The organism is Cellulosimicrobium sp. G4 BAM 1002 (genome assembly GCF_057126935.1).
The window spans coordinates 3,095,734-3,112,426 of record NZ_CP182109.1; the positions used below are offsets into that span (position 1 = coordinate 3,095,734).

The following is a 16,693-nucleotide window of genomic DNA, read 5'->3' on the forward strand; positions in this document are numbered from 1 at the left end:
CGGGTCGAGGATCGAGGACCCTACGGTGGGCCCATGAGCGACGTCCCCCGCAGCGCACCCCACCCCGGCGAGCCGCACCGCGCCGAGGGCACCGGGTCACGGCTCAACCGGCTGCGCGCCGGCGTGCTCGGCGCGAACGACGGCATCGTCTCGACGGCGGGCGTCGTCGTCGGGGTCGCGGCGACGAGCACCTCGATCCCCGTGATCGCGACGGCAGGCGGGGCTGCGCTCCTCGCCGGCGCGCTGTCCATGGCCGCCGGGGAGTACGTGTCCGTGAGCACGCAACGCGACACCGAGAAGGCGCTGCTCGCGACCGAGCGACGCGAGCTCGCCGAGATGCCCGACGCCGAGCTCGAGGAGCTCGCCGGGATCTACGAGGACAAGGGCCTGACACCCGACCTCGCGCGCCAGGTCGCCGTCCAGCTCACCGAGCGGGACCCGCTCGCCGCGCACGCCGACGCCGAGCTGCACCTCGACCCGGACGAGCTCACGAGCCCGTGGGAGGCCGCGGTCGCGTCGATCGTCTCGTTCTCGGTGGGTGGCCTGCTGCCGTTCGCCGCGATCCTCCTCGCGCCCGCGCCCGCACGGATCCCCGTGACGTTCGTCGCCGTCGTGCTCGCGCTCGTCCTCACCGGGTGGGGGTCCGCCCGTCTCGGGAACGCACCGACACGACGCGCGACCGTACGGACCGTGCTCGGCGGCGCCGTCGCGATGGGCGTCACGTACGCGATCGGGTCCGTGCTCGACGTGAACGTGTAGCGGGGCCCTGGGGCAGAATCGGCTCCGTGGCCAAGAAGTCGAAGTCGTCCGCGCACGCCGGGACCCCGGCGGTCGTCCTCCTCGAGCGCGAGGGCGTCGCGCACACGCTGCACCCGTACGAGCACGACCCGTCGAGCGAGCTGAGCTACGGCCTGGAGGCCGCCGCCGCGATCGGCGTCCCGGCCGAGCAGGTGTTCAAGACGCTGCTCGCAGTCCTCGACGGCGGGCCGCTCGTCGTCGGGATCGTGCCCGTCGACCGCCAGCTCGACCTCAAGGCGCTCGCCAAGGCGGCGGGCGGCAAGAAGACGACGATGGCGGAGCCCGCCGCGGCCGAGCGCGCGACGGGGTACGTCGTCGGCGGGATCTCCCCGCTCGGGCAGAAGCAGCGGCACCGCACGGTGCTCGACGAGAGCGCCCTGGCGTTCGACACCGTCTACGTCTCGGGCGGGCGCCGCGGCCTCGACGTCGGCCTCGCGCCGTCGGACCTGCTGCGCCTCACGGCAGGGACGACGTCGCCCATCGCGAGGTAGACGACAAGTCCGCGAGCATCAGCGCTGGTAGGCGGTGTACGGGGCGTCCGTCGGGACGATGTCCTTGCCGAGCGGCAGGAGCGAGACCGGGATCATCTTGAGGTTCGCGATCCCGAGCGGGATGCCGATGATCGAGACGAACAGCGGGATCGCGGTCACCACGTGCCCGATCGCGAGCCAGATGCCGGCGACGATCACCCAGATGACGTTGCCGATCGTCGACCAGGCGCCCGAGGTCGGCTTGTCGACCACCGTGCGCCCGAACGGCCACAGCGCGTAGCCCGCGATGCGGAAGCTCGCGATGCCGAACGGGATGGTCACGATGAGGATGCAGCAGATGATGCCCGCCGCGACGTACCCGAGCGCGAGCCAGAGTCCGGCGAACACGAGCCAGATGATGTTGAGCAGTGTCTTCACGGCACCGTCCTTTCCCCCGCTATTCTCGCCGACGACGACGGTCCTGCCGATCGGTGACCACCCTGACCCGACCCCGAGATCGCCGGTCGTGCGGTCCTAGACTGGCGGCATGCCCCTCCCCGAGCCGCCGTCCGTGCTGCCCGCGCACGTCGCGCAGAACTTCGCCCGGGTGCGCACCCGGGTCGACGACGCCGCACGCGCGGCGGGCCGTGCGCCGTCGGACGTGCGGCTGCTCGTGGCGACGAAGACCCAGACCGCCGAGGCGGTCCGCGCGGTGGTCGACGCCGGCGCCGACCTGATCGGCGAGAACCGCGTGCAGGAGCTCGTCGCGAAGGCACCCGACCTCGCGGACCTCGTCGCCGCCGGGCGCGCCGAGGTCCACATGATCGGCCACCTCCAGCGCAACAAGGCCAACCAGGTGCTCGCGACGGCCACGGGCGTCGAGAGCGTCGACTCGCTCGCGCTCGCCGAGGCGCTCTCCGCGCGCTGCGCGCGCGACGGCCGCAGTCTCCACGTCATGGTCCAGGTGAACGTCTCGGGTGAGGAGTCGAAGTCGGGCGTCCGGCCCGACGACGCCCCCGCCCTCGCGGCCGCGGTAGCCGCGCTTCCGGGCCTGCGCCTCACCGGGTTCATGACCATCGGGGCGAACTCGCCCGACGAGGCGGTCGTGCGCGCGGGCTTCGCGCTCCTGCGGGACGTGCGCGACGCCGTCGTGCTCTCGGGCGCACCCGGCACCGCGGACGCGCGCGAGCTCTCGATGGGCATGAGCGGCGACCTCGAGCTCGCGGTCGCCGAGGGCGCGACGATCGTGCGCGTCGGCACCGCCGTCTTCGGCCCGCGCCCCTCACCGAGGTAGCGCCGGGGGCGGGGAACGCGCACGGGTCGTCGGGCCTGGCTATCTCCCGGGAGGGGCGCCCAGGCGGGCCAGCGCGTCGCGGACGCCCCCGACCCCGTCGCCGCGCAGCGCGTCGCGCGCGGCGTCGACGTCCACGCCGCCCAGGAGCATGACGAGCGCGACGTGCACCTCGCCGTCGGCCGTGTGCAGCACGTCCTCGCACGCCTCCGCCTTGAGGCCCGTGGCCTGGACCAGCATGCGCACGATGCGGGCGCGCAGCTTCTGGTTGGTCGGTCGCACGTCGATCATGAGGTTCGAGTACGTCTTGCCGAGCCGGATCATGACCGCCGTCGAGAACGTGTTGAGCACGAGCTTCTGCGCCGTGGCGGCCTTCATGCGCGTGGACCCGGTGACGACCTCGGGCCCGGTGTCGACGAGGACCGCCACGTCCGCGCCGACCGCGAGCGGCGCGTTCGGGTTCGCGGACACCAGGACCGTGCGCGCACCCCGCTCACGGGCGAGGTCCAGCGCGCCGCGCACGTAGGGCGTGCGGCCGCTCGCGGCGAGCCCCACGACGACGTCGTGCGGCCCGACCGCGTCGACGTCGCGGCGGCCGAGCTCGACGTCGTCCTCCGCGCCCTCGACCGCGAGCATCATCGCGCCCACTCCCCCGGCGAGGTGCGCGACGAACCACTCCTCCCCGACGCCGTACGTCGGCAGGAGCTCGACGGCGTCGAGCACGCCGAGCCGACCCGACGTGCCCGACCCGACGTAGTGCACCCGACCGCCCGCCCGCAGCGCCTCGACGGCGAGGTCGACGGCCGCGGCGATCCGGTCGCGCTGGGCCCGCACGGCGTCGGTGACGCCCGCGTCCTCGTCCGTGATGAGACGCACGACGTCGGCGGTGGGCAGCAGGTCGACGTCGCTCGTGCGCGGGTTGCGCTCCTCGGTCGGCGACGCGAGGCGCAGCAGGTCGTGCCACTCCTCGACTCTCGAGCTCGCGCTCGGAGCGACGGTCGGGTCGGTCATCGGGTGCTTCCCTTCGTCGGGTCCGCGAGCGGACCCCTCTCGCGCGGGCTCGGGACGAGACCGTGCGCGGTGTTCGCGAGCAGCAGGCGGCGCACGGGCCCGCTCGCGGCGGGCCACGGCACCGGCGTGGGCGGGGTGAGCGAGCCGAGCACGACGGCGCGGCGAGCCCCGGTCGCCCGACGGCGGTGCTCGCCCTGCGCCGTCCCCGGCAGCCCGTGCGCGGACAGGAACCCGAGCAGCGCGAAGAGGTAGGCCTCCTTCGCGTCGACGGCCAGCCCGAGGTCGTCGGACGTCACGACGTCGACGGGGTGCGGTAGGCGACCCGCGAGCGCCGCTCGCAGACGGTCGAGCAGGACGGGGTTGCGGGCGCCGCCGCCCGAGACGACGACGCGGCGCACGTCGTGCCCGGCGAGCGCGTCGGCGACGGTGACGGCGGTGAGCTCCGTGAGCGTCGCGACGAGGTCCGGGCCCGTGAGGTCGGGACGGACGGAGGCGAGCCGGCGCGCGACGTACGTCGCGTCGAAGTGCTCGCGTCCCGTCGACTTGGGGGGCGGTGCGGCGAAGTACGGGTCGTCGAGCAGCGCGGCGAGCGCGACGGGGTCGACCGTCCCCCGCGCGGCGAGCTCGCCGTCGCGGTCGTAGGCGAGCCGGCCGTCGGTGATCGCGGTGACCGCCACGTCGAGGAGGCAGTTGCCCGGGCCCGTGTCCCACCCGGTGACGGGGTCGTCGACCCGCCCGACGAGCGAGACGTTCGCGATGCCGCCGATGTTGAGCGCGGCCGTCAGGCCTGCACCTCCCGGGCCGTCGCCCGCGTCGCCGTCGCGCCCCAGCCACAGAGCGTCGAGCACGCTCACCAGTGGCGCGCCGTGACCTCCCGCCGCGACGTCGGCGACGCGGAAGTCGCTGATCACGGGCCGCTTCACGTGCTCGGCGACCCACGCCGCGTTGCCGAGCTGCAGCGTGCCGCGCGCCCGGGTGCCGACGACCCAGTGGTAGATCGTCTGCCCGTGCGAGGCGACGAGGTCGACGTCGCCGCCCGCGACGTCGTCGATCGCCCGCCGGCCCGCGCGCCCGAGCTCCTGGCCGATGAGGGTGTCGAGCTGCGCGACCTCCGCCACGTCGACCGCGGCGGGCGGCAGCGCCTTGAGGATGCGCTCGCGCAGCGCCGGCGGCCACGCGTACTCGGTGTGGCCGAGAGGACGCATGCGCAGCACGCCGTCCGCGCCGAGGGTCAGGTCGGCGGCGGCGGCGTCGATCGCGTCGACCGACGTGCCGGAGGACAGCCCGAGGACGATCATCGCGCGTCCTCCTCGGGCGTCGTCGTCGGTCCGGTGACCAGGCCCGTGACCGAGGCGCCGCGCAGCAGCGCGACGGCGGCCCGCGCGTTGGCCCGCCCGGTCCCGCAGGCGACGACGACGGCAGTGCCGGCGAACGGCCCGAACCACTGCGCGACCGCGCCAGGGAACCCGGTGTGGATCACCACGGCGTCAGGCCGGGCCGTGAGCAGCGCCTCCAGCCGGGTGCGCTCGCCCGAGCCCGGGACGGGCTCTCGCGTGAGCACGACGAGCGGCCGGTCGACCGCGCGCACGGCCGCGAGCGCCAGCGCCCACGCGGCCTCGTCGGCGGGGCGCAGGTGACGCACGCCGGCACCGAACGCCTCGTCGATCGCGCGCTGCACGTGCTGGGCGGTGCGGCCCGCCGCGTGGTCGAACCGCAGACGGAGGTCCAGGACGTCCGGGGCGCTCGTCAGCGGCAGAGGCTGGCGGGCAGCCGCGTCCGGTCCCCCCTCGGCGAACCGCACGGCCCGCGCGGCGACCTCGGTGCCCAGCCGCTCCAGGTCGTCGAGCGCCGCCAGCGCGGACTCGGGCGAGCGCTCGACACCGGACGCCGCCTGGCGAGCGCGGATCGTCGTCCGGGCACGGGCAGTCCGCGCGGCGGACTCGCGCAGACGGTCGAGCGTGACCCGGCGGGAGGTCACCGCGGCGACGAGAGCCTCCTGCGCCTGGCGGAAGAGCGCCTCGTCGTCGCGACCGGCCGTCGTCCCGAGGCACAGCAGGTCCGCGCCCGCCTCGACGGCCCGGACCGCGACCTCGCCCACGCCGCGCGTGGAGCCGTAGGCATCCGCGCTGCCGCCGAACGACGTCACCGCGCCCATGTCGAGCGCGTCGGTGACGATCGGGCCGTCGAAGCCGAGCTCGCGCACGAGCGCACCGACCGCCGGTTCGAGCGTGCCGGGCAGCGGCCCGAGAGCGGGCACCACGAGGTGCGCCGTCATGACGGCGTCGAGCCGGGCGTCGCCGGCGTCCGGGGTGGACGCGTCCGGCGACAAGGTCGCCGCGAACGGCGGGAGGTCGCGTTCGCGCAGCTCGTCGAGGGTCGCGTCGACGACGGGCAGCGCGAGGTGGGAGTCCACGTTCGTCGCTCCGTGCCCGGGGAAGTGCTTGCCGCACGCCCCCGCGCCCCCGGCGTGCAGTCCGCGGACGAAGGCCGTGCCGTGGCGGGAGACGAGCGCCGGGTCGGCGCCGAACGAGCGCACCCCGATCACGGGGTTGTCCGGGTCCGAGTTCACGTCGAGGTCCGGTGCGAGGTCGAGGTCGACGCCCGTGGCGGTGAGGAGACGGCCCAGCGCGCGGCCGACAGCCTCGGTGGCCGTGACGTCGTCGACCACCCCGAGCGCGGCGTTCCCGGGGATGCTCGAGCCGGTCGCCGCCTCGAGCCGCGACACGTCGCCGCCCTCCTCGTCGATCGCGACGAGCAGGTCGGGCGAGATCTCGCGCAGGCGCGCGGACAGCCGGGCCGTCGTCGCGACGTCGGGCGTGTTGTGCCCGAAGTAGAGGACGCCGGCCAGGCCGTGCCGCGCAGCGTCGACGAGCCACGAGGGCGGCTCGTCCGTCCCGGTGAAGCCCGGCAGGAGCACACCGTTGACCGCGCGCAGGACGTCCTCGGACACGGGGGTCGACACCTCGCTCATCCCTTCACCGACCCTGCGGTGAGCCCGGACGAGAGGTTGCGCTGCACGAGCACGAAGAAGACCAGCACGGGCAGCGTGATGATCGTGGACGCGGCCATGACCGCGCCCCAGTCGGTGGTGTTCTCGCCGAAGAACTTCTGCAGCCCGATCGGCACCGTGTACTTGCTCGACTGCTGCAGGAACGTCAGCGCGAAGATGAACTCGTTCCACGCGGTGATGAACGAGAACACGCTCGTGGCGACGACCCCCGGGGCGACGAGCGGCACGAGGATCCGCCAGAACATGCGGCCCCACGACGCGCCGTCGAGGAACGCGGCCTCCTCGAGCTCGACGGGCACCGCGGCGACGAAGCCGCGCAGCGTCCAGATCGCGAAGGGCAGCGCGAACGCGAGGTAGACGATCGTCAGGCCCAGCAGCGAGTTGAGCATGTTGAGGTTGCGCATCTGGATGAACAGCGGGATGACGAGCGCCTCGAGCGGCACCATCTGCACCATGAGGATGAGCACGAGCATCGAGCGGCGGAACCGGAACCGGAACCGGCTCACCGCGACGGCCGCGAGGAGCGCGACGAGCGACGACGCGACGACCGTGCCGGCCGCGACGAGGACGGAGTTGCGCAGGTAGTGGCCGAACCCGCCGTCGTCGATCACGGTGACGAAGTTGTCCCACGTGACGCCGACGGGCAGCAGCCGCGCGCCGCGTGTCGCGGCCTCGGGGTCGATCGCCGACGAGAACATCCAGTAGGCGGGGAACAACGAGAAGACCAGCAGCGCGACGAGCCCGACCGTCTTCGCGGTCGCGGCCCCCGGGTCGCGCCGATGGGCGCGCAGGGTCTGCGTCGGGCGGGCCGGGCCGCCGGGGACGGCGTCGGTGCGGGCGTCGACCGCGGTGGCGCTCACAGCTCCTCCTCCTTGAACAAGGTGCGCATGTAGACGAGCGTGATGCCGAGCAGGATGAGCGTGAGCAGGACGGCGATCGCCGCGCCCATGCCGTACTTGCCCTGCGCGAACGACTCGATGTACGACCACACGCCGAGGTTGAACACGTCCTTGTTGCCGCCGTTGCCGCCGGGCATGAGGTAGATCTGCGTGAAGACCTTGAAGTCCCAGATGGTCGACAGGATCGTCACGACGGCGAACACCGGACGCAGGATCGGTGCGGTGATGGACCAGAAGCGCCGCCACGCCGAGGCGCCGTCGACCTTCGCGGCCTCGTGCAGCTCGTTCGGGATGGTCATGAGGCCCGCGAGCACGGTGATCGCGACGAACGGGAACCCGTGGTGCACGACGTTGAGCGTCGCGATCGCGTAGAACGACAGCCGCTCGGTGAACCAGTTCACCGTGCCCGGCTCGATCGTGCCGAGGCCCTCGAGGATCGAGGCGACCAGGCCGTTGAGGGGGTCGAAGATCCAGATCCAGACGTACGTGCCCGTGATCGCCGGCACGGCCCAGGCGACCATGATCGCCGTCGCGCCGACGCCCCGCCAGAACCCGCCGAGGGTGTTGAGGAAGAGCGCGACCGCCGTGCCGAGCACGACCGTGAGCACGACGCACGCGAGCGCGAAGAGCACCGTGTTCGGCAGCACGACGGTCCACAGGTAGCTGTCGCCGAGGATGTCGGCGTAGTTCTGCAGCCCGATCCAGTTGGACTCGCCGCTCGCGATCTGGCGCAGCCCGTAGTCCTGCAGCGAGAGCAGGACCACCCGCACGAGCGGCCACAGGAGCAGCACGCCGAGCACGACGAGCGCGGGGGCGAGCAACAGCCACGGTCGCAGCGGGGAACGGTGGCCCAGGGTGCCGGGTCGGCGTCGTGGGGCGCGCGCCGTCGTCGTGGTGCCCGACGGCGCGGGGCCGCCCGATCCGTCGGGGTCCACCGACGCGCCGGGCGCGGCTCGAAGGTCTGCCATGGTCATCCTGTCGCGGGTGCGGTTCTGTCGGGGGTGCGCGTGCGCGGCGCGGCGGAGCGCGGGCGCGACGACGCGGGCCGGACGGCGGGCCGGCCCGGCCGCGAGGAGCCCTCGCGGCCGGGCCCGGTCGTCAGGAGCCGAACGTCTCGTCCATGTCGGCGGCGGCGGTGTCGGCGGCCTCCTGGACGGTGGCGCTGCCCGAGAGGATCGACTGGAGCATCGTCTCCAGCGTCTTCTTGCCCTGGATCTGGCCGTACAGCGGCGTCACCGGGACGGAGCGCCCGGCCTCGACCATCTGCTGCGCGAACGGCGCGACCATCGGGTCGTCCTCCTCGATGACCTTCTCGAGGAGCGAGGTCTGGCCCGGGAAGTACCCCGACTGCTGGCCCCACTCCTCCGCGAACTCGCCCGTCGTCATCATCTCGACGAACTCCCACGCGAGGTCCTGCTTGTCGCTCGCCTCGAAGACGCCGAGGTGGGAGCCGCCGAGGAACGAGTCGGACAGGCCCTCGGTCTGCCCCGGGATCGGGAACGCGCCGAGCTTGCCCTCCATGTCGGGCACGTCGGCGAGGATCTTGCCCGGCGTCCAGGAGCCCGAGATCATCATGCCGACCTGGCCCTGCTCGAACGCGGCGAGGAGGTCGGTCTCCTTCCACGTCGTCGCGGCGGCGGTGGAGAAGCCGTGCTCGGTCGCGAGGCCCGTGTAGAACTCGAGACCCTCCACGGACTCGGGTGAGTTGATCTCGGACGTCCACGTGTCGCCGTCCTGCACCGCGAGGTCGCCACCGGCGCCCCAGATGAACGGCATGGCGCCGTACTGGCTGTCACCCGCGACCGGGAACGGGATGATCTCGGGGTTCGCGGCCTTGAGCGCGTCGGCCGCGGCCACGAGCTCGTCCCACGAGGTCGGCGGCTCGATGCCCGCGGCCTCGAAGAGGTCTGCCCGGTAGACCACCGAGCGCACGCCCGCGTACCACGGCATGCCGTACACGCCGCCGTCGAGCGTGGCCGACTCCACGAGGCCCGGGACGAGGTCCTCCTCGAGCCCGGCGTCGGCGATGCGCTCGGACAGGTCCGCCAGGGCGCCGACGTCGGCGAACTCGCCCGTCCACGTTGTGCCGACCTCGGCGACGTCGGGCGTGGTGTTGCCCGCGATGGACGTCGTGAACTTGTCGTGGGCGCTCGCCCACGGCTGGAACTCGATCTGGAGGTCGGCGCCCGTCTCTTCCTTGAAAGCGGTCGTCACCTCGTCGAAGAACGCGTCGGCGTCAGGGTTGGTGCCCTCCATGATCCAGACGGTGAGGGTCTCGCCCGAGAAGTCGCCGGAGCCGGCGTCCGCGGAGTTCTCCGCGTCGCCGCCACCGTTCGACCCGCCGCACGCGGACAGGCCGAGCGCGAGGAGGAGGGTGCCCGTGACGGCCACCGTGCTGCGTCGCTGCATGCCGTGACACTTCCTTTCTGGTCGGCCGCTGGGGAGACGGCCGGGTCGTGTGCCCTGATGTCGCGCGGCCGGACCGGTCACGCTGAAACTTACTTCCATCAGTGAGCGTATGCGTGAAGATTACTGCCACCGGTGCACGAACGGAAGCGTGCCGCACAGATGTTGCACGTTCTTAACAATCGCCCAGGTAGAACCCTGGTCGGCCGAGGTAGAACCCTGGTCCGGCGAGGTAGCACCGCGGTCAGCCGAGGTAGAACCCTGGTCCGGCGCCGGGTTGCCGCGGCGCGAGGGTCACGGCACGCGCGCGGTCCACTCCGGGGTCGAGAACTTCGTCCGGGCCAGCTCCTCGGCGGCTGCCCGCTCCTCCGGCGTGACCTTGCCGTCCACGGTCCCGTACCGGGAGCGGAAGTGGTTCTCGAACGCCTCGATGACCGCCTCGCGGGACATCCCCGTCTGCGAGCGCAGCGGGTCGACGCGCTTGTTCGCGCTCTTCGTCCCCTTGTCCGAGAGCTTCTCGCGCCCGATGCGCAGCACCTCGGTCATCTTGTCGGCGTCGATGTCGTACGCCATCGTCACGTGGTGCAGCACCGCTCCCCCGCGCAGGCGCTTCTGCGCGGCACCGGCGATCTTGCCCGCGGGCGACGCGATGTCGTTGAGCGGCTTGTACGTCGCCTCGATGCCGACGTCCGCGAGCGCCCCGAGCACCCAGTCGTCGAGGAACGCGTAGGAGCGCTCGAAGCTCAGCCCTTCGACGAGCGACGCCGGGACGTAGAGCGAGTAGGTGATCGTGTTGCCGGGCTCGACGAACATCGCACCGCCACCGGAGATGCGCCGCACGACGGTCACGCCGTGCCGCTCGGCGCCCTCCGCGTCCACCTCGTTGCGCAGCGACTGGAACGACCCGATGATCACGGCGGGCGACGCCCACTCCCAGATCCGCAGCGTGGGACCACGCCGGCCAGCATCGAGCTCCTCGGTGAGCACCTGGTCGAGTGCGAGGTGCATCGCCGGGCTCTCGGGCCCCTCGTGGATCAGCTCGAACGTGTGGTCGTGCCACCCCGTCGCGTGCCCGAGTGCGCGGCGCACCGCGATGGCGACCGCCTCGGGCGAGAACCCGATCATCGAGACGTCGTCGCCGAGCGCCCCCTGGACCGCGTTCGCGAGCTGTGTCACGGTCGCGGTCTCGGGCATCCCCGTCAGCGCGCCGTCGATGTCCTCGAGCGCGTCGTCGGGCTCGAGGAAGAAGTCGCCGCTCACCGCGACCCGGGCGAGCCGCCCTTCCTCCACCTCGACGTCGACCGCTACGAGCTTGCCACCGGGAACCTTGTACTCACCACGCACCCGTCCACCCTAAGCCCGCCGCCGGACCCACGGACCGCCGTCGGGCCGACCCGCCTCGCCCGACCACGGTTCTACCTCGCCCGACCGCGGTTCTACTCGGTAGGCGCGGTGACGGGCGAGGTGGCGGGCGAGGTGGCGGCGACGAGGGTGCGACCACGCCGGACGGGGCGGGTCGGGTGCGAAGGGCGTCAGAGCCGCGCTCGTGGAGCGAGGTCGGGAGACCACGGTGACGGCGCGGCAGCCCGAGCGCGCGACCCGCCCCGTCCACCCAGCCCCGCCACGCGCGCCCGACGCAGACCTCAGCGCGGGTCGACGCCCGCGTGGACCAGCCCGTAGATCGCGGAGTCGGTCAACGCCTCCCACGCCGCCTCGATGAGGTTCGGCCCGACTCCCACGGTCGACCACGACGTCGAGCCGTCGGTGGTCTCGATGAGGACGCGCGTGATGGCGTCGGTGCCCTGCTCGGTGTCGAGGATGCGGACCTTGAAGTCGATGAGCTCGAACGCCTCGATCTCGGGGTACACGCGCGTGAGCGCGAGCCGCAGCGCGTGGTCGAGCGCGTTGACCGGCCCGTTGCCCTCGCCGGTCGTGACGATGCGCTCACCTCCGGCGTGCAGCTTGACGGTCGCCTCGGCGGTCGCCTCGGTCCCGCGAGAGCCGGCCCGCTCGATGATGGTGCGCCAGCTCTCGACGCGGAAGTACGGCGGCCGTTCGCCCGTCATCTCCTCGCGCAGCAGCAGCTCGAACGACGCGTCGGCCGCCTCGTAGGTGTAGCCGTTCGCCTCGTCGTCCTTGACGCGGTTCGTCACGCGCGTGAGGAGCTCGCCCTGGCCCGACAGGTCGAAGCCGAGCTCGCGACCCTTGAGCTCGATCGACGCGCGGCCGGCCATGTCGGACACGAGCATGCGGATGTCGTTGCCGACCGCCGTCGGGTCGATGTGCTGGTACAGGTCCGGGTCGACCTTGATGGCGCTCGCGTGCAGGCCGGCCTTGTGCGCGAACGCGCTCGCCCCGACGTACGGCTGGCGCGCGTAGGGCGAGATGTTGGTGATCTCGCTGACGGCGTGCGCGATGCGCGTGGCGTCGTCGAGCCCCTCCCCCGCGAGGGTGCGCAGCCCGTACTTGAGCTCGAGGTTGGCGACGACGGTGAGCAGCTCCACGTTGCCGGTGCGCTCGCCGTAGCCGTTGACGGTGCCCTGCACGTGCGCGGCGCCCGCCTCGACGGCGGCGAGCGTGTTGCCGACGGCGCAGCCCGAGTCGTTGTGGGCGTGTACCCCGAGCAGCGCGTCGCCGGGGAGCGCGTCGCGCCCGTGGCCCAGCCCGACGGCGTCGCGCAGCTCCGTGACGATCTCACCCACCCAGGTGGGCAGCATGCCGCCGTTGGTGTCGCACAGCGCCACGACCTCGGCCCCTGCGTCGAACGCCGCCTGCACGGCGGCGCGGGAGAACGCGGGGTCGTACCGGTAGCCGTCGAAGAAGTGCTCGGCGTCGACGACGACGCGGCGGCCCTCACCGACGAGGAACGACACCGTGTCGGTGATCATCGCGAGGCCCTCGTCGGGCGTCGTGCGCAGGGCCCGCTCGACGTGACGGACGTCCGACTTGGCGACGAGCGTCACGACGGGGGCCTCGGAGTCGACGAGCGCGCGCACCTGCGCGTCGTCCCAGGCGCGCAGGCCTGCCTTGCGGGTGGACCCGAAGGCGGCGAGCACGGCGTTCTTGAGGTCGAGCTCCTTGGCCGCGCGCCGGAAGAACTCGGTGTCCTTCGGCACCGCGCCCGGCCAGCCGCCCTCGATGAACCCCACGCCCAGCTCGTCGAGCAGCGGCGCGATGGCCAGCTTGTCGGCGACGGAGAGGTTCATCCCCTCCTGCTGCGCGCCGTCGCGCAGGGTCGTGTCGTAGACGTGGAAGACCCGCGGGCGGTGAGGGCTGGTCACGGGGGTCGTCGCCGAGGTCATGGTGCCTCTTCCTGCCGTTCGCTTGCGCGGGCGGCGAGATGCCGCCCGTCCAGGACCGTCTCCCAGGATGCCGGGCTGCTGCCCTCGTGAGGCGGGTGGCCCGGCGTCCGTGTCGCCGAGCGGGGGTGGTGCCCAGCAACAAAAAAACCCCCCGAGGGTGCGGGAGGTGAGCGCGTCCGGTGGGTGGTACCGGGCGCGCTACTCGATAATGAGCTGGGAGACGAGGTGTGTCACAGGGCACATGGTGCCACAGGTTCCGACAGGATGGACAGGAGCGTCCATCCACTGAGCCGCTCGCCCCGGACGGGCGCGAGCGGCGACCGACCGAGGAGTGACGATGAGCGACCCGACGCCCGGCGGGTACGACCCGCAGAACCCTCCGACCCGCCGTTACGGCCAGCCCCCCGCACCGCAGGGCCAGCCGCCCGCGCTCCAGCCGAACGGTTCCCAGGCGGCCTTCCCCGAGCCGCAGACCCCGGTCAACCCCGCGGACCCCCGCCTGACGGTCGAGGCCGGGCGGTTCTGGGCGGGTGCCGCGGCCACGGCGCTCGTCGCCGCGCTCATCGGGCTGCTGGGCGTGATCATCTTCGAGCGGATCTTCTCGATCACGCTCGTCCCGCCGCCCGACCTCTTCGGCACCGAGTCGCGCCAGGCGGCATGGGCGATCGACGGAGCCATCCTCGCCGTCCTGGCGGCCGGGATCCTGCACCTGCTCATCCTCAGCACCCCGCGGCCCCGGGCGTTCTTCGGCTGGATCATGGCGCTCGTCGTCGTCGTGATCGCGGTCCTGCCGTTCGCGTGGTCGGACGACACGACCGCGGCCGCCCTGTCAGGTCTCATCAACCTGCTCATCGGCATCGCCGTGTGGTCGCTGCTCGCCGGCGTGGCCGGGCGCACGATCGTCGCGCGGCCCCCGGTCTGAGTCGCGGTCGCCGACGGCGACCCGGGCCCAGGACACGACGACGGCGGGGCGCTCCTCTCCTCGGAGGTGCGCCCCGCCGTCGCGCAGGGTCGGTGCCGACAGGTGCCGACAGGCGCCGACCAGGCGCCGATCAGGCGAGCCGGCGCAGCCAACCGTGCCGGTCGGCCGAGCGGCCGGTCTGGATGTCGGTGAGCTCGGTCCGGATCGCCATCGTGAGCTTGCCGGCCTCCCCGCCGCCGATCGTGAGGTCGAAGTCGGACCCGGCGAGCCGACCGATGGGCGTGATGACGGCGGCCGTGCCGCACGCGAAGACCTCGGTCACGGAGCCGTCCCGGATGCCGCTCAGGATGTCGGTGAGCGGGATCCGGCGCTCCACGACCTCGTGCCCGCGGTCCGTGAGGAGCTGGATGATCGACGACCGCGTCACGCCCTCGAGGATCGAGCCGCTCAGCTCGGGCGTCTCGACGGACCCGTCCGCCTTGACGACGAACACGTTCATGCCCCCCAGCTCCTCGAGGAACGTCCGCGTCCCCGAGTCGAGGAAGCACACCTGCTCGCAGCCGTGCTGCTGCGCGACCACCTGCGGCAGGAGGCTCGACGCATAGTTGCCGCCGCACTTCGCGGCGCCCGTCCCGCCGGCGCCGGCGCGGCTGTACTCGCGGTCGACCCAGATCGACACGGGCTTCACGCCGCCCGAGAAGTAGGGGCCGACGGGCGAGGCGATGACGAGGTACTCCGCCTCGAGCGAGGGCCGGACGCCGAGGAACGCCTCGGACGCGTACATGAACGGCCGCAGGTACAGGCTGGCCTCGTCCCCCGTCGGAACCCAGTCGACGTCCGTGCGCACGAGCGCCGTGATCGAGCCGAGGAAGTCGTCCATGGAGAGCGCAGGCAGGGCGAGCCGTTGCGCGGACTGCACGAACCGCGCCGCGTTCGCCTCCGGACGGAACGTCCACACCGAGCCGTCGGCGTGCCGGTACGCCTTCATGCCCTCGAAGATCTCCTGCGCGTAGTGCAGCACGGCGGTCGCCGGGTCGAGCAGGAGCGGCCCGTACTTCTCGATGCGGCGGTCGATCCACCCCTCGGTCGAGTTCCAGCTGATACGGGCCATGTGGTCCGTGAAGACGGTGCCGAACTTGGGTGCCGCGATCGCTGCCTCGCGCTCGGCGGGCGGCGTCGGCGTGTCCGTGGGCCGGACGTCGAACAGGGCGATGAGGTCCTCCGTCGAGGAGGACGGCTGGTGCTGCGCTGCGAGGGTGCTCATCATGAGGCCTTTCACCTGGCGACCCGGGTGGTCTCCGCCTAGTTTTCCACGACCGTACGGCGCGCGTGGCGATCTGCGCGAGGGCACGACGACGGGAACGGCGTCACCGGGTCAGAACGGGAGGGTTCCGGTCCTGGGGTGATGCCGACCGAGGTGCGGGGACTGCGGAGGACCGCTGCCGGGGCGCCGTGGCACCCCGTGTCCGGATCAGCCGGCGACGCGAGCGGCGAGCTCGCGGCCCACCTCGGCCGTCGAGCGTACTCGGCTCCCCCGCTCGGCGAGGTCGGCCGCGACGGCCGCCTCCACGCGCTTCGCCTCGTCCGAGAGGCCCAGGTGGTCAAGGAGCAGCGCGACCGACAGCACGGTCGCGGTCGGGTCCGCCTTGCCCTGCCCGGCGATGTCGGGGGCCGAGCCGTGCACGGGCTCGAACATCGACGGGGCCGTGCGGTCGGGGTTGATGTTCGCGGACGCCGCCAGACCGATACCGCCGGTGATGGCTGCGGCCTGATCCGTGAGGATGTCGCCGAACAGGTTGTCCGTGACGATGACGTCGAAGCGCGAGGGCTTCGTCGTGAGGAAGATCGTCGCCGCGTCGACGTGCAGGTAGTCGGTGGTGACGTCGGGGAACTCCGCGTTGACGGCCTCGACCGTCCGGCGCCACAGATGCCCGGCGTGCACGAGCACGTTGTGCTTGTGCACGAGGGTGAGGTGCTTGCGGGGACGCGCCTGGGCCCGGGCGAACGCGTCGCGCACGACGCGCTCGACGCCGAACGCCGTGTTGACCGACACCTCGGTCGCGATCTCGTGCGGGGTGCCGACGCGCAGCGCACCACCGTTGCCGACGTACGGCCCCTCGGTGCCCTCGCGCACGACGACGAAGTCGATCTCGCCCGGGTCTGCCAGCGGTGACGTCACGCCGGGGTACAGCTTGCCGGGGCGCAGGTTGACGTAGTGGTCCAGCGCGAAGCGCAGCTTGAGGAGCAGCCCGCGCTCCAGCACGCCCGACGGCACGCTCGGGTCGCCGATCGCGCCCAGCAGGATCGCGTCGTGCCCGCGGATGGCGTCGAGGTCCGCGTCGGTGAGCGTCTCCCCCGTCGCGTGCCAGCGCCGCGCACCCAGGTCGAACGGCGTCGTGGAGACCTTCACGTCCGAGCCCGCCACGGCGGCCTCGAGCACGGAGAGCCCCTGCTCGACGACCTCGGTACCGATGCCGTCGCCGGCCACGACTGCCAGATCAATGGTGCGCGTCATGCCCGCGAGCGTACGCCCGGTGCCACGCCTCGGGACACGGGTCTCACGTCTCGGACGGTCAGGCGATCG

At 72.8% G+C, this 16,693-nt stretch carries 15 protein-coding genes; 4 read left to right on the plus strand and 11 right to left on the minus strand.

The window, feature by feature from the left end; genetic code table 11:
* The first annotated feature begins 33 nt into the window (after window positions 1–33).
* Window positions 34–759, plus strand: a complete 726-nt coding sequence (locus ACMXGY_RS14080; RefSeq protein WP_483773608.1) for a VIT1/CCC1 transporter family protein — start codon at window positions 34–36, stop codon at window positions 757–759.
* 26 nt (window positions 760–785) lie between these two features.
* The gene (gene ybaK, locus ACMXGY_RS14085) at window positions 786–1,289 is read left to right on the plus strand and encodes a Cys-tRNA(Pro) deacylase (RefSeq protein WP_483773609.1); all 504 of its coding nucleotides are present in this window, start codon (window positions 786–788) and stop codon (window positions 1,287–1,289) included.
* Window positions 1,290–1,307: 18 nt separating this feature from the next.
* On the opposite strand, the gene ACMXGY_RS14090 is transcribed toward ybaK, so the two are convergent.
* Window positions 1,308–1,706, minus strand: coding sequence for a YccF domain-containing protein (locus ACMXGY_RS14090; RefSeq protein WP_483773610.1), 399 nt, complete (start codon window positions 1,704–1,706; stop codon window positions 1,308–1,310).
* Window positions 1,707–1,815: 109 nt separating this feature from the next.
* Here ACMXGY_RS14090 and ACMXGY_RS14095 point away from each other — a divergent pair, with 109 nt between their 5' ends.
* On the plus strand, window positions 1,816–2,562 hold the full coding sequence (locus ACMXGY_RS14095) for a YggS family pyridoxal phosphate-dependent enzyme (RefSeq protein ID WP_483773611.1): 747 nt from the start codon (window positions 1,816–1,818) through the stop codon (window positions 2,560–2,562).
* Between the two features lie 39 nt (window positions 2,563–2,601).
* Here the strand turns inward: ACMXGY_RS14095 and murQ are convergent, their stop codons facing one another.
* From murQ to cimA, 8 genes are all read right to left on the minus strand, one after another.
* Window positions 2,602–3,570 carry an N-acetylmuramic acid 6-phosphate etherase gene (gene murQ, locus ACMXGY_RS14100; RefSeq protein WP_483773612.1) on the minus strand — a complete coding sequence of 323 codons (969 nt, stop codon included), beginning with the start codon at window positions 3,568–3,570 and terminating at the stop codon, window positions 2,602–2,604.
* Complete coding sequence (locus tag ACMXGY_RS14105; protein WP_483773613.1) at window positions 3,567–4,868, minus strand: anhydro-N-acetylmuramic acid kinase; 1,302 nt, start codon at window positions 4,866–4,868, stop codon at window positions 3,567–3,569. Before ACMXGY_RS14105 ends, murQ begins: the two co-directional genes overlap by 4 nt.
* Window positions 4,865–6,541: a glycoside hydrolase family 3 N-terminal domain-containing protein gene (locus ACMXGY_RS14110; RefSeq protein ID WP_483773614.1), complete on the minus strand. Its 1,677-nt coding sequence runs from the start codon at window positions 6,539–6,541 to the stop codon at window positions 4,865–4,867. The genes ACMXGY_RS14105 and ACMXGY_RS14110 overlap by 4 nt, the downstream gene beginning before the upstream one ends.
* On the minus strand, window positions 6,538–7,371 hold the full coding sequence (locus ACMXGY_RS14115; RefSeq protein ID WP_483776869.1) for a carbohydrate ABC transporter permease: 834 nt from the start codon (window positions 7,369–7,371) through the stop codon (window positions 6,538–6,540). The genes ACMXGY_RS14110 and ACMXGY_RS14115 overlap by 4 nt, the downstream gene beginning before the upstream one ends.
* A 65-nt stretch (window positions 7,372–7,436) precedes the next feature.
* The gene (locus tag ACMXGY_RS14120) at window positions 7,437–8,447 is read right to left on the minus strand and encodes a carbohydrate ABC transporter permease (protein ID WP_483773615.1); all 1,011 of its coding nucleotides are present in this window, start codon (window positions 8,445–8,447) and stop codon (window positions 7,437–7,439) included.
* Window positions 8,448–8,577: 130 nt separating this feature from the next.
* The gene (locus tag ACMXGY_RS14125; RefSeq protein WP_483773616.1) at window positions 8,578–9,888 is read right to left on the minus strand and encodes a sugar ABC transporter substrate-binding protein; all 1,311 of its coding nucleotides are present in this window, start codon (window positions 9,886–9,888) and stop codon (window positions 8,578–8,580) included.
* A gap of 291 nt (window positions 9,889–10,179) precedes the next feature.
* Window positions 10,180–11,229, minus strand: a complete 1,050-nt coding sequence (lplAB, locus tag ACMXGY_RS14130; RefSeq protein ID WP_483773617.1) for a lipoate-protein ligase LplAB — start codon at window positions 11,227–11,229, stop codon at window positions 10,180–10,182.
* A gap of 299 nt (window positions 11,230–11,528) precedes the next feature.
* On the minus strand, window positions 11,529–13,187 hold the full coding sequence (gene cimA, locus ACMXGY_RS14135; protein WP_483773618.1) for a citramalate synthase: 1,659 nt from the start codon (window positions 13,185–13,187) through the stop codon (window positions 11,529–11,531).
* A 337-nt stretch (window positions 13,188–13,524) separates the two neighbouring features.
* Between cimA and ACMXGY_RS14140 the strand changes: the two genes are divergently transcribed.
* Window positions 13,525–14,109 carry a hypothetical protein gene (locus ACMXGY_RS14140; RefSeq protein WP_483773619.1) on the plus strand — a complete coding sequence of 195 codons (585 nt, stop codon included), beginning with the start codon at window positions 13,525–13,527 and terminating at the stop codon, window positions 14,107–14,109.
* A 130-nt stretch (window positions 14,110–14,239) separates the two neighbouring features.
* On the opposite strand, the gene ACMXGY_RS14145 is transcribed toward ACMXGY_RS14140, so the two are convergent.
* Both ACMXGY_RS14145 and ACMXGY_RS14150 read right to left on the minus strand, forming a co-directional pair.
* Window positions 14,240–15,373, minus strand: a complete 1,134-nt coding sequence (locus ACMXGY_RS14145; RefSeq protein ID WP_483773620.1) for a branched-chain amino acid aminotransferase — start codon at window positions 15,371–15,373, stop codon at window positions 14,240–14,242.
* A 207-nt stretch (window positions 15,374–15,580) separates the two neighbouring features.
* Complete coding sequence (locus ACMXGY_RS14150; RefSeq protein ID WP_483773621.1) at window positions 15,581–16,624, minus strand: 3-isopropylmalate dehydrogenase; 1,044 nt, start codon at window positions 16,622–16,624, stop codon at window positions 15,581–15,583.
* Window positions 16,625–16,693: the final 69 nt, after the last annotated feature.